We start from the raw sequence: 24,335 nt of genomic DNA, 5'->3' as shown, positions 1-24,335 counted from the left end.
GTCAGCCTCGACGGAGGGTGTGGGGGGTATCGGTGGGGGCGGGCAGGGTGATGGTGATGGTGGCGCCGCCCTCGGGGTGGTTGTGTGCGGTGACGGTGCCGTGCATGTGGTGGATGAGGGCGGCGGTGATGGCCAGGCCGAGGCCGGTGCCGGAACCGCCGCGGGCGGCGTCGGCGCGGGTGAAGCGTTCGAACGCGTGGGGCAGGAATGCGGCGGGGATTCCGGGGCCGTGGTCGCGGACCTCGATGGAGACGGCACCGTCCGCCGGGTTGTGGTGGGCGCGGAGGTGGATGGGGGCGTGGCCGTGGCGGGCCGCGTTGTCGAGCAGGTTGCGCACGGCGCGTTGCAGGTCGTCGGGGTCGGCGTGGACGGCGAGCTCGGCGGGGCAGTCCACGATGATCTCGCCGGCGCCCGGTGAGGTGTGCTCGGCCGCGGCCGCGAGTATCGATGCCAGTCGGGTGGGCAGGGCACCGGTTTCACCGCCGGCGTGGTGTGGCGAGTGTTCGGTGCGGGCGAGCAGCAGGAGGTCTTGGGCGAGGGTGGTCAGGCGGCGGGTCTCGTCAAGGGCCGAGCGCAGTGCGGCCCGTAGCTCGGTGGACTCGCGGGGGCGGTGCAGGGCGAGCTCGATCTCGGTGGTGAGCAGGCTGAGCGGGGTGCGGAGCTCGTGGCTGGCGTCCGCCACGAAGCGCTGTTCACGGTCCAGGGCGGCGCGGAGCCGGTCGAGCATGGCGTTGAGCGTGTGTCCGAGCCGGGCGAGCTCGTCTCGGGTGGGTGGCACGGGCAGGCGTTGGTGGGTGTTCTCGGCGCTGATCTGCTCGGCGTGCGCGCGGAGGCGTTCCACCGGGCGCAGCGCCGCGGTGGCCACGAGGTAGGCGCCGACCGCGGCGGCGGCCAGCACGAGCGGGAACGCCACCGACAGCTCCTCGCGCAGGTCGGCGACGGCGTCGTCGCGGCTGGCGAGGCTGCCCGCGACCACCGCCACGGCGTGTGCGTCGGAGGTCGGGGCGGCGAGCACGCGCACCGGCCCGGTCATTCCCGGCGCGGCGTCGTGCTCGGCGCGGACGAGCCCGCCCCGGCTGGCGGACGCGATCTCGGCGGGGTCGAGCAGCGCCCGGCCACCGAGCACCCCGGAGCCGGCCAGCGGGGCGCCGGCGAGGTCGAGCAGCTGCTCGGTGGTGTCCGAGGCACCGGTCGAGTCGCCGATCACGGCTCCCGGTCTCCGCAAGGCGTCCAGGCGGGCCTGCAGGGCCGCGTCGAGGGACTCGTCGTAGGCGCCCCGCAGATGCAGCACCGCGCCGATGCCCACCCCGGCCAGCACGAGCGCCATCACGGCCACCGACCACGCCGTCAGCCGCATCCGCAGCGGCCAGCGAGCTGCCGGCCAGCGCGTCACGGGCATGGTTGGCCACCGTCGGGATGGATGCGGTAGCCGACGCCGCGCACGGTCCGCACCGATGCGACCCCGAAGGGCCGGTCGACCTTGTCGCGCAGCGACCGGATGTGCACGTCGATGACGTTGGATCGGGCGGACCGGGACTGGTAGGCGAAGTCCCAGCAATGCTCCAGCAGTGCCTCGCGGGTGACCACCGTGCCCGGCCGACGCAGCAGCGCCTCCAGCACGGCGAACTCCTTGCCGGTCAACACGATCTCGTCGTCACCGCGCCAGCACCGCCGGCTGGCCGGGTCCAGCCGAAGCCCTCCGGCACTCAGCACGGTGGGCCGGGCGACCGGGCCGCGCCGGATCAACGCCCGGAGTCGGGCGAACAACTCGACCAGGTGAAAGGGCTTCGTCAGATAGCCGTCCGCGCCGCCGTCGAGGCCGTGCACGCGGTCACCGACACCGTCGCGGGCGGTGAGCAGCAGCACCGGCACCCACACCCGGCGCCGGCGCAGCTCGCGGCACACCTGAAAACCCGAGCTCCCCGGCAGCATCACGTCCAGCACCACCACGTCGTACGGGTGGGCGACGGCGGCGGCGAGCCCGGATGGTCCATCGGCGGCGAGGTCGACCGCATAGCCTTCCTCGGCCAGGCCCCGACGCAGCAGACCGGCCATCTTCGGCTCGTCCTCGACCACCAACACCCGCATCTCGGCCCGTCCTCTCGCCCGGGGCACACCAGTGTGGCCCCGAGCGGGTGATCGCCCCTTCCACCTTCATGAAGGCTTCATCTCGCCGGACTACCCAAGCACCATGCAACCACGCTCCCACCCACACTCGCGGGTGTTCCCGCCGGTGACCGCGGCAGCACACCAGCCACCAACCGCGCCGAGGAGAGCGCTGCGGGCCGCCGTGTCGCCCGCACTGTTGGCAGTGCTGTTGGCAGTGCTGTTGGCCGCGGTGGTCGCCTGCGGCGGGGGCGCCACACCCGACCACCCGCCCGGCGGCACATCCGCCGACCAGGCGCCGATGGCCACCACCGACGCGGACTGGAAGCCCGTCGCCGACGCACTCGCCCGCACCGGCAAGCTCGACAGCGCGGGCGTATACCGAATCCCGCTCACCCGCTCCGACCTGGCGGTGGTCTCCCAACAGGTGGCGATCAAGCCCGGGCTCTCGCTCGGCGGTTACGCCGCCTTCGCGCGCTACCACGACGCCACCCTGGCCATGGGCGACCTGGTCGTCACCGAGGCCGAACTACCCAAGGTGACCGACGCCCTGCAATCGCACGGCATCACCCAGACCGCGCTACACAAACACCTTCTCCAACAGACCCCGCCGGTGTGGTGGACCCACTTCCACGCCATGGGCGACCCGGCACGGCTGGCTCAGGGCCTACGAGCCGCGCTCGACACCACCACCATCCCGCCGGCCACCAACACCCCGCCGACCTCGGCATCCGGTCAGCCGCCGCTCGACCTGGACACCCCGGGCATCGACCACGCCCTCGGCCGCCCCGGCACCGCCGACGGCGGCGTCTACAAGTTCAGCATCCCGCGCCGCGAAACCATCACCGACAACGGGCACATCCTCCCGCCAGGTACCGGCGTCACCACCGCGATCAACTTCCAACCCCTCGGCGGCGGCCAGGCCGCCACCAACGGCGACCTCGTCCTGACCGCACCCGAAGTCACCCCGGTCATCCAAGCACTACGCCGAGGCGGCATCGGCCTCGTCGAACTGCACAACCACGCCCTCACCGACCAACCACGCCTGTTCTACCTGCACTACTGGGCCACCGGAGACGCCGTCACGCTCGCCACCACACGTCGCGCGGCAACCGAGGCCACCAACACCCAACCCGGGAAGCCGCAATGATCAGCTGGCCCACCATCGGCTACGGCGCCGCGCTCTCCGCGATCGTCGCCGCACTCGCGCTCGCGCTCACCAGCCGCAACCACCGCGTCCCCGTCACGGCCGCCGGCGCGCTCGCCGCGGCCACCGGCCCACTGGCCTGGAACGCCATCCTGCGCGCCACCCACGCCAGCACCTTCTTCACCGACGCCCCCATCCCCGTCTTCCCCATCAGCTGGCAGGACACCGGCTCCGGCATCTTCGCCCTCGCCTCGGCGTTCCTCCTGCTCTGCCTCGGCCCGCTGCGAACCGACCCGGCCCACCGCGTGATCGCCCCAGCCGCGCTGACCGCGCTGGCCGCCCTACTCGTCGACATCTACCTCTACTAGCACCCGACAACCACCGCCGGCACCGACAGGGGTGTCAGCGGTTGAGGATCCCGTCGGGGTAGGCGGCCTCGGCCGGACCCTTGCTGGCGTGCATGTCCCGGAGCAGGCCGGCGAGGTGGTCGGGGTTCACGGTCGGCCCCCAGTCACGGGCGCCGCCGCCGTCGGAGGTCGTCGTCCAGGTGTGGAAGGCGCTGTGCTCGACGATCGCGCCGATGTAGAGCATGCCGACGTAGACGCCCTTGCCGGCCACCTCGGCGTGCAGGGACTGCAGGTAGTTGCGTTGCGCGGCCTGCGCGGGGCCGGGGCCGCTCATGGTCGGCAGGCCTCGGAGGGAGCTGGCGCCCTGGGCGGTGAGGATTGCGCCGTGGCCGCGTTCGAGCATGCCGGGGAGGAACTGCTCCACGAGGTCGAGCAGCGTGTAGTAGGCGAGCGGCAGGTACTCCCGGGCGCGCCGGGCGGTCAGGTCGGCCGCGGGGACGAAGCCCCCGTCCGGAGTCGGGGCGTAGTAGAACGCGTCGAGGTGGCCGACCCGGCCGCGAACCCACTCGGCCAGCGCGGGGACGGACGCGGTGTCGGACAGGTCGGCGGCGACGACGTGGACCGCACCGCCACCGCCGGCCAGGTCTTCGGCCAGCCGCTCCAACGGCTCCCGGCGGCGGGCCACCAGGACGACGTCGTACCCCTCGCGGGCGTAGCGCCGGGCGACCGCCTGACCGAGGCCGGGCCCGGCGCCGAAGACGGCGATGGACGTGGACATGGCGAAACCCCTCATCTGACGACCACTGAAGCTAACTTGACGCTACTGTCATGTTGACGCCAGGGTCAAGTTGCTAACCTGGTGCTCATGACGTCCAGCGCGGGACCGGGCCTGCGGGCCGATGCCGCCCGCAACGTCGCCCAGATCCGGGCCGCCGCCATCGCCGCCTTCCACGGCCGGGGGCTGGGCACGCCCCTGGAGGAGATCGCCGCCGCCGCCGGGGTCAGCAAGGCGACCATCTACAACCGCTTCGGCGGCCGCCAGGGCCTCATCGACGCGGTCATCGAAGAGCTCGTCGGGGCCGAGATGCGCGCCATCCTGGACCGAGCCCGCCGGCCCGGCGACCCGTGGGAGCGGCTCGCCACCTACGTCACCGACCTGCTCGACCTGCAGTACCGCGAGCCGGCGGCGGTCGACGTGCACCTCAAGTCCTATCCCGACTCCGCGCAGGTCGCCGCGCAGTGGAACGCGGGCCGGGCGACCGGAATCGCCCTCGTCGAGCGGGCGCACAAGGCCGGCGTGCTCCGCCCCGACTTCACCGCCGAGGACATGTACCAGGCCCTGGTCGCCAACGCGCTGGTGCTGCGCCACCGGCCCAAGCCCGCCCGCGAGGACTACGACCGGCGCGGCCGCTTCCTCCTGGACAGCCTCCGCCCCTAGTTCTACTTCGCCCCGAACAGCGGCTCGTCGGGCGCGCGGATGTCGTCGTGGGGAAGCCCGTCGGGATATTCGGTGCGGACCCGGTCCAGGCAGGAGAGCGCGATGCTGAGATGTTCGCGCTTGCTCGCCTGGTAGAAGGCCATCGCCTTCGTGGAGAGTTTCGGCGACGCGTGCAACGGCTTGTCCGAGACGGCCAGCAGGGTGGCGTTGGGAATGCGATAGCGAAAACCGTTCGCCGCGACGGTGGCCGATTCCATGTCGATCGCGACACCCCGGGCGGCCTTGATCGCGGCCAGGGTCGCGCCCTGGTTGAACTCCCAGTTCCGGTTGGCGGTGGTACAGACCACGCCGACCCTGTACTTGGCGTCCCTGGCGTCGAGGGCGTCCAGCAGGAACGTGTTGAGCCGATGGTTGGGGAGCACCGGAACGGTGGCCGGCAGCACGTCGTCGAGGACCTTGTCCGCGCGCAGGTACGAGGTGGCGAGCACGAAGTCCCCGATGTTCTGATGGTTCCGCAGCCCGCCGCAGTGCCCGATCATGATCATCGTGTCCGGGCGCAGCACCGCGAGGTGATCGGTGATGGTCTTCGCGTTGGCGGGGCCGACCCCGATGTTCACCAGGCTCACGCCGTCCCCGGCGGGGGTGCGGTGATGCCACGCCGGCATTTGCACGCCGTCGCGGCCGGGGCCCTCCGTGTCGGTGAACCGACGTTGAAACTCCTCGACATGCATGGAGTAGTTCGTGAACAGGATATGCCGTTGGAATGATTCCGCGGGCGTGCCGCAGTAGTGCGAGAGGCGGTCGATCGACAACGCCATCCGCTCCGGGCCGAAAAGGAACAGCTTCTTCGCCCGCAGGTCGGAACGGTCCTCGTCCAGCGCACCGAAGAAGTCGGGGTCGGCAAACGTCAGCGCACGCCGGGACGGGCGAGCGGTCACCGCCGCACCCCTGCGCAGCAGCGTCATCAACTCGCGTCGCAAATACCACCGGACCGCGTCGGGCCGGGCAAACTCCCCGGTTATGCGTGGGTTGTGATCCGACCAGGGACGGACAACCTCCAACCCGGAGTACCAGCCATCCCGGTCGACGCCGGCAATAAAGTCCAGCAATCGCGTGACGGCCTCGTCGAGTTCCTCCGGTCTCAGCGTGGCCCCGTCTACGACCTCTTTCACGCAAGCAACCCTAGTGCCGCGTAAACGACACCAGACAGCCGGCGCGAGGCCCGGCCGAGGGGCGGGGCAGAATCGCGGTATGAAGTACGCGCTGTTGATCTGCGACGACGAGTCCGCCTCGCCGAGCAACGAGGAGCTCGAGGCGGACCCGGTGCACCAGGCGTGGCGGGCGGACCTGGACCGTCGTGGCGCCCTGGTCGTCGGCGCGCGGCTGCGCCCGGTGGTGGACGCGACGACGGTGCGGGTGCGGGACGACGAGACCCTGGTCTCGGACGGGCCGTTCGCCGAGACCAAGGACTTCGTCGGCGGCTTCGTGATCGTCGAGTGCGCGAACCTGGACGAGGCGATCGCGATCGCCGCCGGCCATCCCTACGCGCGGTGGGGCGGCGTCGAGATCCGGCCGCTCTGGGAGTGACGGCACCGTGACGCGGCCCGACGAACGGGTCCGGGCGGCGCTCGAGGCGGCGTACCGGGACGAGTGGGGCCAGGTCGTGGCGACCCTGATCGGGCTGACCGGCGACTGGGACCTGGCCGAGGACTGCGCGCAGGACGCGTTCGCCTCGGCGCTGGCCACCTGGCCGCGCGACGGCGTCCCGCGCCGCCCGGGCGCCTGGCTCACCACCACGGCCCGCAACCGCGCGACCGACCGGCTGCGCCGCGACACCGCCGGCGCGGGCAAGCTGCGCGAGCGGGCCGTGCTGGACCGCGACCCGGGCGAGGCGCCGGTGGAGGAGATCCCGGACGAGCGGCTGCGGCTGATCTTCACCTGCTGCCACCCGGCGCTGCCGTTCCCGGCCAGGGTCGCGCTCACCCTGCGCACGCTGGCCGGGCTGAGCACCGCCGAGATCGCCAGGGCGTTCCTGACCGCCGAGTCCGCGATGGCGCAGCGCCTGGTCCGCGCCAAGCGCAAGATCCGCGAGGCCGGCATCCCGTACCGGGTGCCGCCGGCCGAGCTCCTCCCGCAACGGCTCGCCGCCGTCCTCGCGGTGCTCTACCTGATCTTCAACGAGGGTTACGACGATGACGCCGAGGCCCCGAGGCGCGCCCTGACGGCCGAGGCGATTCGCCTGGCCAGGGTCCTGGTCGGGTTGATGCCGCGCGAGCCCGAGCCGCGCGGGCTGCTGGCGCTGATGCTGCTGCACGAGGCCCGCCGCGCGACGCGCACCGACGACGACGGCGTGCTGGTCACGCTCGAGCACCAGGACCGTTCCCGGTGGGACCGCGAGCTGATCGCCGAGGGTGTCGCGGCGCTCGACCGGGCGCGTGGCATGCGGCGCACCGGGCCGTACCAGGTGCAGGCCGCGATCGCCGCCTGCCACGCCACTGCGCCCGACGCCGAGAGCACCGACTGGCGCGCGATCGCCGGCCTGTACGACGAGCTGGCGCACCTGGCGCCGTCCCCGGTGGTGGACCTCAACCGCGCCGTGGCCGTCGCGATGGCCGACGGCATCGCGGCCGGCCTGAGCCTGGTCGACCAGCTCATCGCGTCCGGCCGGCTCGACGGATACCACCTGCTGCCCGCGACCCGCGCCGACCTGCTGCGCCGGGCCGGGCGCGCCGCCGAGGCCAGGGTGGCCTACCAGCAGGCCCTGGAGCTGGCCCCGACCGAGGCCGAGCGCCGCTACCTGACCGGCCGCCTGCGCCGGCTCTGACCCGGTCGCGAAACTTCCCGGCGGTCGATGTCGATCCTGGGCGGTGTCCTTCGTCGGTGGGGCGAAAGTCCACCGGGAAGGAGAAGTTCCATGAACACCGACACGACCCCGCCGACGCCACCGGTGACCGACCGGGCCGCCTGGCAGGCCGAACTGGACGCGCTGCGGGTGCGGGAGAAGGCACACACCCACGAGGGCGACGCGATCGCGGCCGCCCGCCGGCGGCTGCCGATGGTGGCGGTCGACCCCACCATCACGCTGGTCGGGCCGAGCGGGCCGGTCACGCTGCTGGACGTGTTTGAGGGCCGCCGCCAGCTGGTCGCCTACTTCCACGCGTGGTGGCCGGGCCACGACGCCGCCGGCCAGTGCGAGGGCTGCACGTTCTTCAACGGACAGGTCCGCGAGCTGTCGTACCTGCATTCGCGCGACGTCACCTACGCCACGTTCTGCAAGGGCCCGTACGCCGAGAGCGTCCGCTACCGGGACTTCATGGGCTGGGAGATGCCCTGGTACTCGGTGCGGAACTCAGCCGAGGCGCTGCTGGCCGGGCGCCCGGTCGAGATGTTCTACCTGGTGTGCTACCTGCGCGACGGCGACCGGGTGTTCGAGACCTACTGGACCAGCGGCCGGGGCATCGAGCCGATGGCCCCGACCGAGGGGCTGTTGGACATGACCGTGTACGGGCGGCAGGAGCTGTGGGAGGACTCGCCCGCCGGCTGGCCCCAGCGGTGGGACGCCAAGAACCCCGAGGTGTGGCGGACCAACGGGCGTCCCACGTCCCAGTGGCCCCGGCTGGCGGCCGGGCACTCCGACGACCTCGGCACCGGCGGTCGCTGAGCCCATGACTACCACTACCTGCCCGCCGGAGCGGATGACCGGGCAGCAGCGGCTGACCGTGTTCCTGCTGCTCGGTGCGAACTTCATGCTCTCGGTCGACTTCTCGATCCTGAACGTCGCGCTGCCCCACCTGGGCGCGGGCGTCGGCCTCGAGCTGTCCGCGCTGCCGTGGGTGGTCACGGCGTTCGCGCTGCCGGCCGCCGGGTTCACGCTGCTGTTCGGCCGGATCGCCGACCTGTTCGGGCGGCGCCGGATGTTCCTGGTCGGGATCGGGCTGCTGGCGGTGTCCTCGCTGGTCGGTGGGTTCGCCGCGAGCCCCGCGATGCTGCTGACCGGCCGCGCCCTGCAGGGCCTGGCCACCGCGATCGCCACCCCGGCGGCGCTGTCGCTGCTGGTCACGACGTTCAGCGAGGAGCGGCAGCGGGCGCGGGTGCTCGGTCTCAACGGCGCCCTGCTGTCCGGCGGGTTCACCGTCGGCGCGCTGGCCGGCGGCACCATCGTCGGCGTGCTGAGCTGGCGCTGGGCGTTCCTGATCAACGTGCCGGTGGCGGTGCTCATCCTGGTGGTCACGCCGTTCGTGGTGCGCGCGAGCCGGGCGCCGTCGGGGGTGCGGTTGGACGTGCCGGGCGCGGTCGCGGTGACGCTCGGCCTGCTCGCGTTCGTCTTCGGCGTGACCAACCAGAACCCGTATGCCCTGGCCGGCGGGGTGGCGCTGCTGGTGGTGTTCTGGCTGATCGAGCGGCGGGCGCAGGCGCCGCTGGTCGCGCTGGACATCCTGGCCCGGCCCACCGTGAAGTGGGGCAACCTGGCCGGCCTGACGGTGTTCGCGATGGAGTCCGGGCTGGTCTACCTGATGACGCTGTACCTGCAGGACGTGCTGCGCTTCGCGCCGCTGGCCACCGGGCTGGTCTTCGGCGTGCCCGGCCTCGCCTCGGTGGCCGCCGGGATAGTGGCCGGGCGGTTCATCGCCCGGCACGGCGCGCGCCACGTGCTGGCCGCCGGCCTGCTGGTGCAGGCGGGGTGCACCGCCCCGCTGATCCTGCTCGGCACCGACACGACGTCGCTGGCGGTGCTGATGCCCGCGCTGTTCCTCGGGTTCTTCGGGCACGTGACGGCGATCGTCGCGTTCATGGTGACCGTGACCTCGGGCCTGCGCGACTCCGAGCAGGGCCTGGCCACCGGCCTCGCCACGCTCACCCAGCAGGTCGCGCTCACCGTCGGCGTGCCGATCCTGGGCGCGGTCGCGGTGAGCCGGGCGACCCTGCTCGACGGCATCCACCTGGCGCTGGTGGTCGACGTCGCGCTGACCGCGGCCGTCGTGGCCATGGTCTGGACACGAACCGGGGAGAAGCGATGATCGGGGAGGGGTTCGTCTCCGGAACGGCCGACGTGAACGGCACCCGGATCCACTACGTCCGGGGCGGCCGCGGGCCCACCGTGGTGCTGCTGCACGGCTTTCCCCAGGACTGGTACGCCTGGCGGCGGATCATGCCTCGGCTGGCGGCGCGGTTCACCGTCCTCGCCGTCGACCTGCGGGGCGTGGGGGAGTCGGCGCCGAGCGCGGACGGCTACGCCTCGGTCGAGCTGGCGCGCGACGTCCACCAGCTCGTCGAAGGGCTCGACCTCGGGCCGTCCCACCTGGTCGGCCACGACATCGGCGGCATGGTCGCCTACGCGTTCGCCCGCGAGTTCCCCGAACGCACCCGCACCGTCGCCGTGCTGGAGGTCCCGATTCCCGGTATCGAGCCGGCGCCCGTCCTCGAGCTAGACGCACCCCTCTGGCATGCGGGCTTCCACATGACGCCCCACCTGCCCGAGGCACTCGTGACCGGCCGGCAGTCGGTCTACTTCCGCTACTTCTTCGACACGTTCACCGTCGACAACACCGCGATCGGCGACGCCGACCTCGCCCACTATGCCCACGCCTACCGCGACCCGGACCATTTGCGGTCGGCCTTCGAGTTCTACCGCGCCATTCCGGCCACCGCGGCCTACAACGCCGGGCGTACCGAGCCCATCGACGTGCCGCTGCTGCTGATCGGCGGCGAGCATCTCTTCGGGCCGATAATGCCTCGGATGGCCGAAAGTTTGCGCTCGAACTACGGCTGGTCCGATGTCCGGGTCGACGTCGTCGAGAACGCCGGTCACTATCTGGTCGAAGAACGGCCCGACGAGGTCGCCGGGCTCATCGAGCGCCATATCGGGTGACGAGACGGCACTGCCCGCCGCGCCGTCGAGGCGGCGCGGCGGGCAGGGGACCGGCGTCCGGTCAGGGCGTCCTGATCGGGGTCCAGGCCACGTTGGGCCCGCGCAGGTCGCGCTCGTCCTCGGTCGGCTTGCCGCCCTTGAGCGGCACCACCAGTGCGCCGACCGGGCCGAGCACCTTTCCTCGCGGCGCGTCCGGGGCGACGGTGAACGGGGTGTTGTGCACCCGCGACTCCCCGGGGGCCATCCTGCCGGAAGCGTCGCTGAAGTTGCAGCTGATCAGCGCGCCGCCCTGGGGGTTGTTGCCGGTCTTCTGACACGGCACGCCGGGGGACAGGGCCAGGTCGACGCGAGGGGGAAGCGAGACGTTGAGCAGGATTCCGTCGGTCGGGGTCCGGCCGGTGTTCGTGATGGTGTACTGCAACACGCCCTGCCCGCCCGGCACGGTCGCCGGAGGCCCTGTCAACTTGGTACGGAGCACCGACTGGGGCGCGGCGTACGCCGTTCCGGAAAACACCGTGCAGAGCGCGCCGATGGTGACGGCCACCGCCGCGGCGCCGACCACCCTGCCGATTCGTCTGCTCATTGCTGAGTTCATACAGTTCCCCTCTTCGTTTCGGGTCTCCCCGACTACGGCAGGCAATGTAGTGGCGCGTTCGGCGCGGCGGGTACCTTGGCGGCGTGTCGACCCCGGCCGAGGCGGCCACCGCCGCGATCCCGCTGACCGCGAAGGGCAGGGCGACCCGTGCGCGGCTGCTGGCGTGCGCGCGGGAGGAGGCCATCGCGCACGGCGGCCACCTCGAGATCGCGGGCGTGGCCCGGGCGGCCGGGGTGGCCCCGAGCCTGGTCCACCGCTACTTCGGGTCGAAGGCGGGGCTGGTCGGCGCGCTGGTGAACGAGTTCTTCGACAGGTTCCACGCCGAGGTGCTCGACGTCGACCTGAACGAGGAGGGCGACTGGGCGACCCACGAGCGGCTGCGCCTGGAGCTGGGCGTGCGGTTCCACTACGCCGATGCGTTCGCCGTCGTGCTGTACGCCCAGCTCGGGCGGGAGGCCGAGGTGGCCCGCACCGAGGCGGCCAGGATCGCGACGGTGATCGAGCACGCCGCGACCAGCATCCGGCGGGCGCAGCGGCTCGGCGAGCTGCCGGCCGGGGTGGACCCGAAGCTGGCCGGCGCGGCGATGTTCGGCGCGATACAGCGGGTGATGGTCGAGGTGCTCGGCCGCGACCCGCTGCCGCCCGCCGAGCAGGTGATCGACGTGCTGTGGCGGCAGGTCGCCGCGTCGGTCGGGATCGACCCGGGTCACGGCCAAAAGTGAATTGACGTCACTTCACTTTTTGCTAGCCTGGACACCCCTCGACGTGGAGGTGCATGGCGGTGACACTCCTGGCCGACGACCAGTCAGTCGCGCGGCGAATCCTTGATCACATCGACCACTCGACGACGGACCTGAGCGCCTCCACCTGGCGGGAGCCCGTCGAGCACTACCGGTCGCCGGGGCGTCTCGCCCTCGAGCTGGAGCGGGCCTTCCGGCACAGCCCGACCCCGTTCTGCCCCTCGGCGGCGCTCGCGGAACCGGGGGCGTACCTCGCGCGGGAGGCCGCCGGGACGCCGATCCTGGCGGTTCGCGGGCGCGACGGCGAGGTACGGGCGTTCCGCAACGCGTGCCGTCATCGCGGGGTGCAGGTCGCGGAGGGCAGCGGGTGCGGGACCGCGTTCGTGTGCCGCTACCACGGCTGGACCTACGGCCTGGACGGCGCGCTGCGGCACGTGCCGCACGCCCACGGGTTCCCGGACCTCGACCCGGCGCGCCACGGGCTGGTGCCGGTGCGCGCGGTCGAGCGGCACGGGCTGGTGTTCGTCACCCAGGACGAGCCCGAGCTGGCCGAGCCGTGCCTGGACGAGCTGGCCGGGGTGCTCCCGCCCGAGCTGCGCCTGCACAGCGTCACCGAGGAGGTGTTCGCGGCGAACTGGAAGATCCTCATGGACGGCTTCCTGGAGGGCTACCACCTGCGCGCGACGCACCGGCGGACGTTCTACCCGATCCAGTTCGACAACCTGAACGTCATCGAGCGGTTCGGCCGCAACAGCCGGGTCGCGTTCCCGTACCAGCGGATCGGCAAGCTGCGGTCGGTGCCCGCCGCCGAGCGGTCGGTGGATGGCATGCTGACCTACGTCTACCACCTGTTCCCGAACGTGGTCGTGGCGACCTTCCCGCTGACCAGGGCGGTGATCGTGCAGGAGCCGCTCGGCGTGGATCGCACCCGGGTGATCAACTACACGCTCACCGCGCTGCCCGAGGGCGACGCCGACGCCGAGGCGGCCCTGAAGAGCGCGCTGGACTTCCAGCGGGAGGGCGCCGCCGAGGACAGGGACGTGGCGTGCTCCGCCCAGCGGGCACTGGCCAGCGGCGCCAACGAGTTCTACGAGTTCGGGCGGTTCGAGGGCGCGCTCACCCACTTCCACCGCTCGCTGGCCGAGGTCGTCAACGGCGCGGCTGGAGCGGCTAGAGCGGCTAGCGGGTGACGGCCATGGCCGAGCCGCCGCCGCTGCGGGAAGTCTCGGCGGCGGCAAGCCAGCGGCCGTCCGGGAGCCGCTCCACGCCGGTTGTCCTGCCGATCTCGGGGTTCGAGCTGAACTTGTGCCCGAGCGCCTCCAGCTGGGCCCGCTCGGGCAGCGCCAGGAACGCCGGCTCGGCCTCGGTCTCGCCTCGGTTGCGCTGCGAGGCCCGGGGCGCCGCGATCGCGTCCACCAGCCGCAGGTCGCGGTCCAGGCGGCCGGTCAGGACCTGAAGCACGGTGGTGATGATCGTGGCGCCGCCGGGGGAGCCGAGCGCGAGCTTCGGCGCGCCGTTGTCGAGCACGATGGTCGGCGACATCGAGCTGCGCGGGCGCTTGCCGGGGCCGGGCAGGTTCGGGTCCGGCACGCCGGGCGTGACGGGGGTGAAGTTGAAGTCGGTGAGCTCGTTGTTGAGCAGGAAGCCCCGGCCCGGCACCACCATGCCGCTGCCGCCGGTCTGCTCGATGGTCAGGGTGTAGGCGACGACGTTGCCCTTGGCGTCGGCGACCGTCAGGTGCGTGGTGTTGGGGCCCTCGTTGCCGGCCGAGGACCCCGGGCCGGGGGCGCCGGCCGCGCAGGCCGCCGGCTTGCGCGGGTCGCCGGGGGCGACGGGGCTGGTCAGGGCGTGCCCCGGGTCGACCAGGCAGGCCCTGGAGTTGGCGAAGTCCTTGCTCAGCAGCGCGTCGGTGGGCACGTCCACGGCCGCCCGGTCGCCGACCCATCGGTTGCGGTCGGAGAACGCGATCCGGCTAGCCTCCAGGAACCGGTGCAGGTACTCCGCGGTGGGCAGCCCGCGCAGCTCGCCGCGCTCCAGGATGTTGAGCGCCTCGCCGACCGTGGTGCCGCCGGAGGAGGACGGGGCCATGCCGTAGACGTCCAGCCCCCGGTACCGCAGGTGGGTCGGGTCCTGCGCCGCGAGCTGGTAGCCGGCCAGGTCGGCCGGGGTGAGCTTGCCGGGCCGCACCACCCGCTTGGACCCCGGCGCGAGCTTCGGGGCGGTCGCGGTGGCGATGATGTCCGCCCCGATCGGACCCTTGTAGATCGCGCCGACGCCGTCGCGGCCCAGCTCGTCGTAGGTGGCGGCCAGGCCGGGGTTGCGCAGCAGGGTGCCGACAGTGGGCGGCGCGCCGCCGGGCAGGTACAGCTCGGCGGTGGCCGGGAACGCGGCGAACCGATCGGCGTTCTCCGCCGTCTGCGACCGGAACGTCTCGTCCACGACGAACCCGTCGGCGGCCAGCTTGGCGGCCGGAGTGAGCGCCTGGCCCAGCCGCAGCGTGCCCCACCTGCGCAGCGCCTCGTCCCAGGTGGCCGGCGTGCCCGGCACCCCGACCGACAGGCCGCTGGTGACCGCCTGGTCGAACGGGATGGGCTGGCCGTTCTCGGTGAAGTAGCGCTCGTCGGCGGTGGCCGGCGCGGTCTCGCGCCCGTCCAGGGTGAACACCTTGCGGCTGGCCGCCTCGTAGTACACGAAGTACCCGCCGCCGCCCACGCCGGCGGAGTAGGGCTCGGTGACGCCCAGCGCGGCCGCCGTGGCCACCGCCGCGTCGACCGCGTTGCCGCCCGCGCGCAGCACGTCGACGCCGATCGCGGTGGCGTACGGGTCGACGCTGGAGACCACGCCACCGTTGCCGACGGCCTCGGCGGCGCGCGGCGGGTGCTGCTGGGCGGGCGGCGCCGCCGGGGCTGGCGGAGCGCTCGAACACGCCGTGACGAGCGCGAGCAGCGCCCCGGCGACGAGCAGGGACCTGCCGACCGTGCGATCACCGGTGACCATTCGAACAATCCTGGTCGCTCCCGGCGGCACACCACAAGACCGCTCAGCGGTCGCGCGCGGGCAGGTAGCGGGCGAAGTGTTCGGCCAGGTCGTCGGCGACGGCCTCGGCGTCGCGCGACCCGTCGACCTCGACCACGCGGATGCCGAACGCGTCGGCGGCGCGCACGGCGTCCTCGGCGACCAGGCGGTCGCGGGCCAGCCGGTTGCGCTGGGCACGCTCGGGGTCACTAAGACCGGAGGCGCCGATCGCGGCGGCCCGGTCCAGGGTGTCGACCTGGTGGCGGCGGAACTCCTCGGTGGGCACCATCACCACCATCCGCCCTGGCGAGTCGATCATGGGCGCGACCAGCTCGGGGCGAAGGCCCCAGCCCTCGGCGAGGATCGGGCGCCCGGACACCAGCGCGCGCAGGTCGTCCAGCGCCCACTCGAACCGGACCGGGAACCCGGCCAGCGTCGAGGCGGCCATCCGCTCCGGCGTGTCGTGCACCCACACCGCGTCCGGGTCCGGGCCCGCCGCCGGCTCGCCGAGCCTGACCCGCCGCGCGACCCGCCGGTCGTCGTGGCCCCGGGCGTCGTGATAGTCGTAGTGGTAGGCCGTCAGTCCGTACCTGACGGCGAGCAGCCGCGCCACCGTCGACTTGCCGGCCCACTGCGCGCCGCCGATCCACAGCGCCGAGGCCAACGTCCCGAACGGGTCCCACACGGTCATCGCAGCAGGTCACCGAGCTGGCGCGCGGCGTCGACGACGATACACCCGAGCCGCTGCTCGTCCGGGGCCTCGAACACGGACAGCCCGATGCTGACGGCCTGGGCCGGGTCCCGGTGCGGCACGGCGGCCGAGATGCCGATGATCGAGTGCGCGATCTCCCCGTAGGACACCGCGAACCCCCGCTCGCGCGCCAGGCTCACCTCCGCGCGCTCCCCGGGCACCGGCGGCGCCGCGGCCAGCATGGCCAGGCCGGCCGACCCCCGGTTGATCGGGTCCACCTGGCCGGGCCGGAAGCTGACGTGCATCCGGGCCTGCCGGGGCTCGACGATCATCAGCATCCGCACCTGCCGCTCGTTCTCCCGCACGACCAGGTGCGCGGTGGCCCCGCCGGCGTCGGTGAGGGCCTCCAGCACGGGCCTGGCCAGGGTGCGCAGGTCCTGGTCGACGGGCTCGGCGAGCCGGACAAGGCCGGGCCCGAGGGTGATCCGCTTCGCGCCGTCGCGGCGACACAGCCGGTGCGCCTCCAGGGTGCGGACCAGCCGGTGCGCCACGGTCCGGTGCACCCCGACGGCCTCGGCCACCCCGGTGAGGGTCAGGCCGCGCGGATGGGCGGCCAGCAGCTCCAGGACCTGCAGCCCGTTGTGCAGCGTCTTGGACATCCCGGAGTCGAGCCGGACGCCTTCGGACATGCCTCTCCCTCGACGTCTTGACGTGCGCGCGACGACACTCTTACTGTTTCCACAGTTCGCACGTAGCGTGCGATATTAGCACACTTCTCGGAACTTCTCGGAGGCCGATGTGACGCCTGAGACGTTGGCGACGATCCACCAGCTCTACGGCGCGCAGAGCCATTTCATCGACGACGGCCGCGCCGCCGAGTGGGCGGCCACGTTCAGCGCGGACGGTGAGTTCGACTCGCCGACCTACCCGGAGCCGGTGCGCGGCACGGCCGATCTCACCGCGTTCGCGCGGCGGTTCTTCACGGCCGGTCGGGAGGCGGGCGAGCGGTCCCGGCACGTGCTGACCAACGTGTTCGTCGCGGCGGCCGGTGCCGAGACGGCGACCGTGCACGCCTACCTGCAGATCGTCACCACCCCGGTGGGCGGGCCGTCCCGGCTGGTGCGCCAGGCCACGATCACCGACGAGCTGGTCGTGGCGGACGGGCAGTGGCGGATCCGCCGCCGGGTGGTGAAGCGCGACGACGCCGCCGACGGGGGTCGGGCATGACCGGCCGGGTTCAGCACGAGCCGATGACCGCCGTGTACCCGGAGCTGCCCGGCAAGGCGGCCGTGGTCACCGGCGCGGCGCGGGGGATGGGTGCCCGGTTCGCGGCGGCGCTGGCCAGCCGGGGCGTGCACGTGGTGGGCGCGGACATCGACTCCGACCGGATGCGGGCGACGGCCGAGGAGATCAGCGCCGAGCCGGGGGCGGTGCACGAGCGGCCGGGGCGGGTAGTCCCCACCGGCGTCGACGTCTGCGACCCGGACCAGCAGGACGCGGTGGCGCGGCTGGCGGTGGCGGAGTTCGGGCGGCTGGACTTCTGGGTCAACAACGCGGGCATCTTCCCGTTCGCGGCGGCCGAGGAGATCTCGGCAGGGCAGATCTCGGACACCCTGGCGGTGAACGTGCAGGGGGTGCTGTTCGGCGCGCAGGCGGCGGCGCGGCACATGCAGGCCGGCGGGGCGATCGTCAACATGTCCTCGGTGGCCGCGGTCCGGGTGCGCAGGGGCCGGGGCGCCTACTGCACCTCGAAGGCGGCCGTCGCGCACCTGACCGAGTCGCTCGCTGTGGAGCTGGGCGACCGGGGGATCCGGGTCAACGCGCTGGCGCCCGGCTACATCGACACCGAGATGACCCGGTGGGTGAAGGAGGACCCGGCCGCGCTGGCGCACGCGTTGGACGTGGTGCCGCTGCACCGGCTCGGCTCGCCCGAGGAGGTGGTCGGGCCGCTGCTGTTCCTGCTCTCCGACAGCGCCCGCTACGTCACCGGCCACAGCATCGCCGTCGACGGCGGCTCCCGGCATGTCTGAGCCGATCCGCTGGGACGTCGTCGTCATCGGCGGCGGCGGTGCCGGGCTGGCGGCCGCGGTGTCGGCGGCGGAGGCGGGCGCGTCGGTCGTGCTGTTCGAGTCCGAGCCGGAGCTGGGCGGGTCCACCCAGCTCTCCGCCGGGATGTTCACCGCGGCGGGCACCTCGGTGCAGGCCGGGCTCGGCATCGAGGACTCCCCGGAGCGGTTCTTCCAGCACTACATGGACCTCAACGCCTGGATGCTCAAACCGGGCCTGGTCGCGGCGTTCTGCGAGCACGCGGGCCCGACGCTGGAGTGGCTGACCGGATTGGGCGTGAAGATCCCGGCCACGACCTCGCGCAACGCGCACATGCCCGGGCTGTGCCGGGCCGGGGTGGAGGACGTGTGGCGTGGCCACGTGCCGAGCGACCAGGGGTACGGGCTGGTCCAGGCGCTGACCGCGGCCGCGCGCCGGCACCGGGTGGAGGTCGTGCCGAACACCCGGGTGCGGCGGCTGCTGGTGTCCGGGGGTGCGGTGGTCGGGGTGGTCGCGGACGGCCTGGAGGTGCGGGCCGGGGCGGTGGTGGTGGCCAGCGGCGGCTTCGCGCGCGACCCGGAGCTGCTGGCCAGGCACTACCCGGCGGCGCTCGCGGCCGGCGACGACCTGTTCGTGGTCGCGGCGCCGGGGAGCAGGGGCGACCACCTGCGGTTCGGCGAGCAGGTCGGGGCGTCGGTCGCCGGGGACGGCTGGGGGCTGCTGCTGCCCACCGCCTACTTCCAGCGGCTGCACCACTGGCAGTCCGGCTTCCCGCCGGCCTCGCGGATCTACGTCAACGGCAACGGGCGGCGGTTCATGGACGAGGACGCGTCCTACGCGGTGTCCGGCGGCATCATCGAGGCGCAGGGCGGGCCGGTGTGGGCGGTGTTCGACGAGCGGGCGCGGCGGTCGCTGCCGCCCGGCTACGCGCACTGGGACGCCGACGCCGTGCTGCGCGAGGCCGACGCCGGGCGCACGGCGCGCGCCGACACCGTCGAGGAGCTGGCCGCGACGATCGGCGTCCCCGCGCCGGCACTGGCCGCCACCGTGCGGCGGTGGAACGACGAGCTTCCCGCCGGCACCGACACCGAGTTCCTGCGGCACCACTCGCTGGCCGCCAAGGGCGTCACCGAGCCGCTGGAGCCGATCGACACCCCGCCGTTCTACGCCGCGCGCACCCTGCCCGCCGAGCTGGTCTGCACCCACGCCGGGCTGGAGATCGACGCCGACGCGGCCGTGCTGGACCGGCGCGGGGCGGTGGTCCCCGGCCTGTTCGCCGCCGGTGAGGCCGGCGCCGGCGTGCTCGGACCCCGGTACGTGGGCGGCGGGAACGCGATAGCCAACGCGCTGACCATGGGCCGGATCGCCGGCCGCAACGCCGCGCACCAGACTCAACGAGGAGCAACGTCGTGAGCGATTCCGTCACCGCCGCCGAGGACAGCGACACCGGCCGAAGCGCCATCCGCAAGGTCGCGCTGCGGGTGCTGCCGGTCGTGTTCGGGCTCTACGTGTTCAACTACATGGACCGCTCGAACATCAGCTACGCCCAGCTCGGGATGCAGCACGAGCTGGCGATCACGGCGGCCACCTTCGGGACGGCGGCGGCGATCTTCTTCCTGGCGTACGTGGTGTTCGAGGTCCCCAGCAACATGATCATGAAACGGGTGGGGGCGCGGCTGTGGCTGGCCCGCATCGCGGTGACCTGGGGGATCGTCACGGTGGTCACCGGGTTCGTGCGGGACATCCCGCAGCTCTACGCGGCGCGCATCCTGCTCGGCATCGCCGAGGCCGGGCTGTTCCCGGGCCTGCTGCTGTACCTGACGCTGTGGTTCCGGGGCCGCGAGCGCGGGCGGGCGGTGGCCGGGCTGGCGCTGGCCCAGCCGGCCGCGATGATCCTGGGCAGCCTCACCGGCGGGGTGATCCTGGACCACGTGCACTGGCTGGGGCTGTCCAGCTGGCGCTGGGTGTTCATCCTGCAGGGCGCGCCGGCGATCGCGCTCGGCGTGTTCGTGCTGTTCTACCTGCCGGACGTGCCGAGCAAGGCCCGGTTCCTGTCCCGCGCGCAGAGCGAGTGGCTGGACCGGGAGATCCGCAAGGAGTACCGGCCGGAGGCGCCGGAGACGTTCCTCGGGCAGCTTCGGGTGGTCAAGAACCGCACGGTGCTGCACCTGGCGGTGGCCAACCTGTTCGCCGCGTGCGGCCTGTACGGGTTCACGTTCTTCCTGCCGTTGATCGTCAAGCAGATGGACCCGTCCTACTCGGCGACCAACATCGGCGTCCTGGGCGCGATCCCGTTCCTGGTCGGCGCGATCGGAATGTTCCTGGTCGCGCGCAACTCCGACCGGACCGGCGAGCGCAAGGGCCACGTGATCGCGATGATGCTGCTGGCCGCGATCGGGCTGTTCGGCACCATCCAGTTCCGGCACGACCCGGTGCCCGCGCTGACCTGCCTGTCCATGGTCGGGATCGGGGTGCTCGGGTACCTCGCGCCGTACTGGGCGATGGCCGCGCGGGTGCTCTCGCGCGAGCACACGGCGGTCGGGCTGGCCGCGATCAACTCGATCGCCGCGCTCGGCGGGTTCTTCGGCCCGTACGTGATCGGCAAGAACGCCACGGCGGACAACGTCTCGGCGGGCCTGTACTTCCCGATCGCCTGCCTGGTGATCTGCGCGGTGATGCTCGCCTTCCTCAGGCCGCCGCGGCTAGCGTCATCGACATGAACGCCGTCGATCTGCTCTCCGGTTACCGCCCCCGCAGCGAGGCCGAGTCCGCCGACCTGGACCGCACCCGCGACATGGTCCGAGCCGCCGACAACCCGTGGTCGCGCTCGACGGCGCTGCACCTCACCGCGTCCGCGATGATCGTGCACCCGGACAGCGGGCGGGTGCTGCTGCGCTGGCACCAGCGGCAGCGGGCGTGGCTGCAGGTCGGCGGCCACGCCGACCCGGGGGAGAGCGACCCGATCGAGATCACCCTGCGCGAGGGCCGCGAGGAGACCGGCCTGCCCGACCTGGCGCCGTGGCCGACGCCCGACCTGCTGCACCTCGTGATCGTCCCGGTGCCGGCGAAGGGCGACGAGCCCGACCACGAGCACGCCGACCTGCGCTTCGTACTGACCACCGCCGACCCGGACGCCGCCCGCCCGGAGCACCCAGACGCCCCGCTGCGCTGGCTGTCCCTGCCGGAGGCGCGGCGGGCCACCACGGAGGCCAACGTCCACGAGACCCTCGACAGGGTGGCCGGCCTGCTCGCGATCGGGGTTGCCTGAACGCCTCCCGCTCGGGAGGGTGATCGGCGTGGACGACAGTACGCGGGACGGCGTGTCGCTGACCAACCTCGACCAACAGCTGTTCGACGGCGCCGGCGCGACCAAGCGCGACCTGGTGGACTACCTGGACGCGGTCCGCGACCGGATCATCCCGGTGCTGCGGGACCGGCCGCTGTCGGTAATCCGGGTGCTGCGCGGCCAGGCCCCGTTCATGCAGAAGAACCTGCCCAAGTACACCCCGGAGTGGGTGGCGCGGACCTCGCTGTGGGCGGAGGCCTCGAAGCGGCAGGTGTCCTACGCGCTGTGCAACGACCGCCGCACCCTGCTCTGGTTCGCCAACCAGCGCGCCATCGAGTACCACGTCACCCTGGTCCGCGCCGAGCGCTGGGACCGCCCGACCCACCTGGTGCTCGACCTCGACCCGCCCAACGCCGACGCGTTCGCGGTGGTCGTCGGCGCGGCCCGACTGGTCCGTGAGGCCCTGGCCGGAGCCGGCCTGGCCGGCGCCGTCAAGACCAGCGGGGCGAAGGGCATGCACATCTTCGTGCCGGTCGAGGCGGAGACCACGATGGAGGAGGCGGCCGCCGCCACCCGCGCCATCGCCGCCCGCGCCGAGCGACTCGACCCGGCGCTGGCCACCACCGCGTACATCCGCGAGGACCGGGAGGGGAAGGTGTTCCTGGACTCGACCAGGGCCGGCGGCGCGACGGTGGCCTCGGCGTACAGCCCCCGGGCGCGTCCCGGCCTGCCGGTGTCGTTCCCGGTGCCGTGGGAGGAGCTGGACAACGTCTCGCCGGCGGACTTCACGGTGCGCACGGCGACGGGGCTGCTCGGCGAGCGCGACCCGTGGGCCGAGCTGATGCCCGAGCCACAGCGGCTGAGCCCGGAGCTGGTCGAGGAGGGCCGCGCCATCCCGGTGGCCAGGGTGGCGGCCATGCACGAGGGCAAGCGGCGGGCGCGAGCCCGTCGCGGCTGACGTCCTGTCGGTTCTGTCGTGCGGAATCTCGCGTCCCGCTCGGGAGAACACCCTTAGAGTCACCGACCATGGATACGAGCGTGACGACGGCGTCACGCCGCCAGGGGGCGGTGCTGGTCACGGCGCTGTGCTGGGTGGTCGTGGTGTTCGACGGCTACGACCTGATCGTCTACGGCTCGGTGCTCCCGGTGCTGCTGACCGAGCCGGGGTGGGGGCTCACGCCCGGGTCCGCCGGCCTGCTCGGCAGCCTGGCCTTCGTGGGCATGCTGGTCGGCGCGCTGCTCGCCGGGCGGCTCAGCGACAGGTTCGGCCGCCGTTTCATGATCTTGTGGTGCACGGCGTGGTTCTCGGTGTTCACCGCGCTGTGCGGGCTGGCGTCCGGGCCCGCGTGGTTCGGCGCGTTCCGGCTGCTGGCCGGCGTGGGGCTGGGCGGGCTGGTGCCGTCGGCGAGCGCGCTCGGCGCGGAGTTCGTGGCGGCCAGGCACCGCTCGCTGGTGGCCACCCTGATGATGTCCGGCGTGCCGATCGGCGGTTCGCTCGCGTCCGTGATCGGCATCGGCGTGCTGCCCGCGCACGGCTGGCGGCCGATGTTCGCCATCGCGCTGCTGGCGGTGGCGCTGGTGCTGCCGCTGTGCGCCTGGCAGCTCCCGGAGTCGCCGGCGTGGCTGCGCTCGCGGGGCCGGACCGAGCGGGCCGCGCGGCTGGAACGGCGCTACGGGCTGGCGCCGGAGCCCGAACCGGAGACCGCCGACGGCGTGGGAGCGCTGTTCCGTAGTCCGTACCCAAGAGCGACCGCCGTGTTCGCGCTGGCCACGCTGGCCACCCTGTTCGCCTGGTACGGGCTGGGCACCTGGCTGCCGCAGCTGATGCGCACCGCCGGCTTCGACCTCGGGCCGGCGCTGGCGTTCCTGCTGATCCTCAACCTCGGCGCCGTGGCCGGGTCGATGCTCAGCGCGTGGGGCGGGGTCAGGTTCGGGCCGGTGCGCACGGCGGTGGTGGCGTGCGCGGCGGCCGCTGCCGGGCTGCTGGCGCTGCTCGGCCAGCCGGGCACGGCGGTCTCGTACGCCGCGCTGGTACTGGCCGGGGTGGGCACGCACGGCACCCAGTGCCTGATCATCGCCGCCGTGGCGTCGCACTACCCGGCCGCCCTGCGGGGCTCTGCCCTGGGCGTGGCGCTGGGCGTCGGGCGGATCGGCGCGGTGGCGGCGCCGCAGGTGGGCGGGCTGCTGCTGGGCGCCGGCCTCGGCGTGTCGGCGAACTTCCTGGTCTTCGCGGTGGCCGCCGGCCTGGCCGGGGCGGTGCTGCTGCTGTGCCCTCGGCCGGTCGGGCCGACCCCGGTGACCTAGGCCGGTTCGCAGGGCAGCCGGCGGGCGCGCAGCTCCGGGCGCGGGCCGTGGTCCGGGCCCGGATAGCGGACCAGGTTGAAGGCCAGGCGCACGAAGATCTCCTCGATGCGCGGCAGGTCGAGCGGCCCGCCCGGCTGGTACCAGTGGGCGACGCCGTTGCACATCTCCAGCACCGCCAGCCGGGTGATCGACAGGTCGTCGACCGCGAAGTCGCCGTCGGCGACGCCCTGGGCGAGGACGTCCGACCAGTACCGCTCGTAGGCGTCGCGCTTGGCCACGATCGCCCGCCGGGGCAGCTCGGACAGGCTCCGCACCTCGCCGTCGACGATCTGGGCCGTGCGCGGGTTGGTGCCCTGGCTCGACACGTGCGCCCGCACCAGGCCCTCCAGCTTGTACGCCGCGGCCCGGTCGCCGTCGGTGGCCACCACCGCGGTCCGGAGCAGCTCGTCGAGCGCGAAGTGCATCACCGACTCGAGGATCGCCATCTTGCTCGACGCGTGCAGGTACAGCGCCCCGGACGTCACGCCGGCCTCGGCCGCGATGTCCCTGATGCCGGTCGCCGCGTACCCACGCTCGGAGAACGTACGGACGGCGGCTCGCTGAATGCCCTCCAGGCTGATCAACCGGCACCCCCGTATCCGTCGCGCCAACCGTAGCTTGACCCGCTCGACCGTTCCTGCCTACTCTACTAATCAATTGATTAGTGCTGGTCAGCAACGTGAGCAACGACGCTAGGAGCGCCAGTGGAGGT

26 protein-coding genes are annotated in these 24,335 nt (G+C 73.0%); 17 read left to right on the top strand and 9 right to left on the bottom strand.

The genetic code is table 11. From position 1 onward, the window contains the following. Position 1: 1 nt before the first annotated feature. Together N912_RS66395 and N912_RS0103795 are read right to left on the bottom strand one after the other, a co-directional pair. A complete protein-coding gene (locus N912_RS66395) occupies positions 2-1,399 on the bottom strand; it encodes a sensor histidine kinase (RefSeq protein ID WP_064745146.1) in 1,398 nt (465 codons plus the stop codon). Further along, complete coding sequence (locus tag N912_RS0103795) at positions 1,390-2,088, bottom strand: response regulator transcription factor (RefSeq protein WP_028921382.1); 699 nt, start codon at positions 2,086-2,088, stop codon at positions 1,390-1,392. Before N912_RS0103795 ends, N912_RS66395 begins: the two co-directional genes overlap by 10 nt. Before the next feature lie 145 nt (positions 2,089-2,233). Here N912_RS0103795 and N912_RS49290 point away from each other — a divergent pair, with 145 nt between their 5' ends. Then, entirely contained in the window at positions 2,234-3,256 is a 1,023-nt protein-coding gene (locus N912_RS49290; protein ID WP_245645170.1) for a DUF1259 domain-containing protein, read from the top strand. Beyond that, entirely contained in the window at positions 3,253-3,621 is a 369-nt protein-coding gene (locus N912_RS0103785; RefSeq protein WP_028921381.1) for a hypothetical protein, read from the top strand. The genes N912_RS49290 and N912_RS0103785 overlap by 4 nt, the downstream gene beginning before the upstream one ends. A 34-nt stretch (positions 3,622-3,655) precedes the next feature. On the opposite strand, the gene N912_RS0103780 is transcribed toward N912_RS0103785, so the two are convergent. Then, entirely contained in the window at positions 3,656-4,378 is a 723-nt protein-coding gene (locus N912_RS0103780) for an SDR family NAD(P)-dependent oxidoreductase (RefSeq protein WP_028921380.1), read from the bottom strand. 87 nt (positions 4,379-4,465) lie between these two features. Between N912_RS0103780 and N912_RS0103775 the strand changes: the two genes are divergently transcribed. Continuing rightward, positions 4,466-5,038 (top strand): TetR/AcrR family transcriptional regulator, encoded by a 573-nt coding sequence (locus tag N912_RS0103775; RefSeq protein ID WP_028921379.1) that lies wholly within the window; start codon positions 4,466-4,468, stop codon positions 5,036-5,038. A 2-nt stretch (positions 5,039-5,040) separates the two neighbouring features. Here the strand turns inward: N912_RS0103775 and N912_RS0103770 are convergent, their stop codons facing one another. Beyond that, positions 5,041-6,210, bottom strand: coding sequence for a phosphorylase family protein (locus N912_RS0103770; protein ID WP_028921378.1), 1,170 nt, complete (start codon positions 6,208-6,210; stop codon positions 5,041-5,043). 79 nt (positions 6,211-6,289) lie between these two features. Here N912_RS0103770 and N912_RS0103765 point away from each other — a divergent pair, with 79 nt between their 5' ends. The 5 genes from N912_RS0103765 to N912_RS0103745 all read left to right on the top strand — a co-directional run bounded on the left by N912_RS0103765 (position 6,290) and on the right by N912_RS0103745 (position 10,907). Next, positions 6,290-6,625, top strand: a complete 336-nt coding sequence (locus N912_RS0103765; protein WP_028921377.1) for a YciI family protein — start codon at positions 6,290-6,292, stop codon at positions 6,623-6,625. 7 nt (positions 6,626-6,632) lie between these two features. Further along, entirely contained in the window at positions 6,633-7,862 is a 1,230-nt protein-coding gene (locus N912_RS0103760; protein ID WP_028921376.1) for an RNA polymerase sigma factor, read from the top strand. A gap of 90 nt (positions 7,863-7,952) precedes the next feature. After that, positions 7,953-8,699 (top strand): DUF899 family protein, encoded by a 747-nt coding sequence (locus tag N912_RS0103755; protein ID WP_028921375.1) that lies wholly within the window; start codon positions 7,953-7,955, stop codon positions 8,697-8,699. A 4-nt stretch (positions 8,700-8,703) separates the two neighbouring features. Beyond that, the gene (locus tag N912_RS0103750; protein WP_037062749.1) at positions 8,704-10,056 is read left to right on the top strand and encodes an MFS transporter; all 1,353 of its coding nucleotides are present in this window, start codon (positions 8,704-8,706) and stop codon (positions 10,054-10,056) included. After that, positions 10,053-10,907: an alpha/beta fold hydrolase gene (locus tag N912_RS0103745; RefSeq protein ID WP_028921373.1), complete on the top strand. Its 855-nt coding sequence runs from the start codon at positions 10,053-10,055 to the stop codon at positions 10,905-10,907. Before N912_RS0103750 ends, N912_RS0103745 begins: the two co-directional genes overlap by 4 nt. 61 nt (positions 10,908-10,968) lie before the next feature. Here N912_RS0103745 and N912_RS0103740 read toward each other — a convergent pair whose 3' ends face one another. Then, positions 10,969-11,490, bottom strand: a complete 522-nt coding sequence (locus tag N912_RS0103740) for a hypothetical protein (RefSeq protein ID WP_037062748.1) — start codon at positions 11,488-11,490, stop codon at positions 10,969-10,971. A gap of 95 nt (positions 11,491-11,585) precedes the next feature. Here N912_RS0103740 and N912_RS0103735 point away from each other — a divergent pair, with 95 nt between their 5' ends. Next, the gene (locus N912_RS0103735; protein WP_051579560.1) at positions 11,586-12,224 is read left to right on the top strand and encodes a TetR/AcrR family transcriptional regulator; all 639 of its coding nucleotides are present in this window, start codon (positions 11,586-11,588) and stop codon (positions 12,222-12,224) included. Between the two features lie 53 nt (positions 12,225-12,277). Next, positions 12,278-13,432 (top strand): aromatic ring-hydroxylating oxygenase subunit alpha, encoded by a 1,155-nt coding sequence (locus tag N912_RS0103730; RefSeq protein WP_028921370.1) that lies wholly within the window; start codon positions 12,278-12,280, stop codon positions 13,430-13,432. Here N912_RS0103730 and ggt read toward each other — a convergent pair. Genes ggt through N912_RS0103715 form a run of 3 tightly spaced genes read right to left on the bottom strand, consistent with a single transcriptional unit; the run spans position 13,422 to position 16,637 of the window. After that, positions 13,422-15,239, bottom strand: a complete 1,818-nt coding sequence (ggt, locus tag N912_RS0103725; RefSeq protein WP_051579558.1) for a gamma-glutamyltransferase — start codon at positions 15,237-15,239, stop codon at positions 13,422-13,424. The genes N912_RS0103730 and ggt overlap by 11 nt on opposite strands. A 43-nt stretch (positions 15,240-15,282) precedes the next feature. Beyond that, positions 15,283-15,948, bottom strand: a complete 666-nt coding sequence (locus N912_RS0103720; protein ID WP_028921368.1) for a hypothetical protein — start codon at positions 15,946-15,948, stop codon at positions 15,283-15,285. Further along, positions 15,945-16,637, bottom strand: coding sequence for an IclR family transcriptional regulator (locus N912_RS0103715; RefSeq protein WP_028921367.1), 693 nt, complete (start codon positions 16,635-16,637; stop codon positions 15,945-15,947). The genes N912_RS0103720 and N912_RS0103715 overlap by 4 nt, the downstream gene beginning before the upstream one ends. Before the next feature lie 109 nt (positions 16,638-16,746). Here N912_RS0103715 and N912_RS0103710 point away from each other — a divergent pair, with 109 nt between their 5' ends. The 7 genes from N912_RS0103710 (at position 16,747) to N912_RS0103680 (ending at position 23,584) form a co-directional block, all read left to right on the top strand. Beyond that, positions 16,747-17,175, top strand: a complete 429-nt coding sequence (locus N912_RS0103710; protein WP_028921366.1) for a nuclear transport factor 2 family protein — start codon at positions 16,747-16,749, stop codon at positions 17,173-17,175. After that, a complete protein-coding gene (locus N912_RS0103705; RefSeq protein WP_028921365.1) occupies positions 17,172-17,978 on the top strand; it encodes an SDR family NAD(P)-dependent oxidoreductase in 807 nt (268 codons plus the stop codon). The genes N912_RS0103710 and N912_RS0103705 overlap by 4 nt, the downstream gene beginning before the upstream one ends. Beyond that, positions 17,971-19,407 carry an FAD-dependent oxidoreductase gene (locus N912_RS0103700; protein WP_028921364.1) on the top strand — a complete coding sequence of 479 codons (1,437 nt, stop codon included), beginning with the start codon at positions 17,971-17,973 and terminating at the stop codon, positions 19,405-19,407. Before N912_RS0103705 ends, N912_RS0103700 begins: the two co-directional genes overlap by 8 nt. Then, positions 19,404-20,714: an MFS transporter gene (locus tag N912_RS0103695; RefSeq protein ID WP_028921363.1), complete on the top strand. Its 1,311-nt coding sequence runs from the start codon at positions 19,404-19,406 to the stop codon at positions 20,712-20,714. Before N912_RS0103700 ends, N912_RS0103695 begins: the two co-directional genes overlap by 4 nt. Next, a complete protein-coding gene (locus tag N912_RS0103690) occupies positions 20,711-21,262 on the top strand; it encodes an NUDIX hydrolase (protein WP_037062747.1) in 552 nt (183 codons plus the stop codon). The genes N912_RS0103695 and N912_RS0103690 overlap by 4 nt, the downstream gene beginning before the upstream one ends. 28 nt (positions 21,263-21,290) lie before the next feature. Beyond that, complete coding sequence (gene ligD / locus N912_RS0103685) at positions 21,291-22,238, top strand: non-homologous end-joining DNA ligase (protein WP_211261118.1); 948 nt, start codon at positions 21,291-21,293, stop codon at positions 22,236-22,238. 68 nt (positions 22,239-22,306) lie between these two features. Beyond that, complete coding sequence (locus N912_RS0103680; RefSeq protein ID WP_037062746.1) at positions 22,307-23,584, top strand: MFS transporter; 1,278 nt, start codon at positions 22,307-22,309, stop codon at positions 23,582-23,584. Here the strand turns inward: N912_RS0103680 and N912_RS49285 are convergent. Continuing rightward, positions 23,581-24,207 carry a TetR/AcrR family transcriptional regulator gene (locus N912_RS49285; RefSeq protein WP_051579556.1) on the bottom strand — a complete coding sequence of 209 codons (627 nt, stop codon included), beginning with the start codon at positions 24,205-24,207 and terminating at the stop codon, positions 23,581-23,583. The genes N912_RS0103680 and N912_RS49285 overlap by 4 nt on opposite strands. Between the last annotated feature and the right edge of the window lie 128 nt (positions 24,208-24,335).

It is taken from the genome of Actinospineispora acaciae DSM 45401 (genome assembly GCF_000620785.1).
Taxonomy (GTDB): domain Bacteria; phylum Actinomycetota; class Actinomycetes; order Mycobacteriales; family Pseudonocardiaceae; genus Pseudonocardia; species Pseudonocardia acaciae.
The sequence above is the reverse complement of the archived record's forward strand: the minus strand, read 5'-3'. Positions and strand labels throughout refer to the sequence as shown.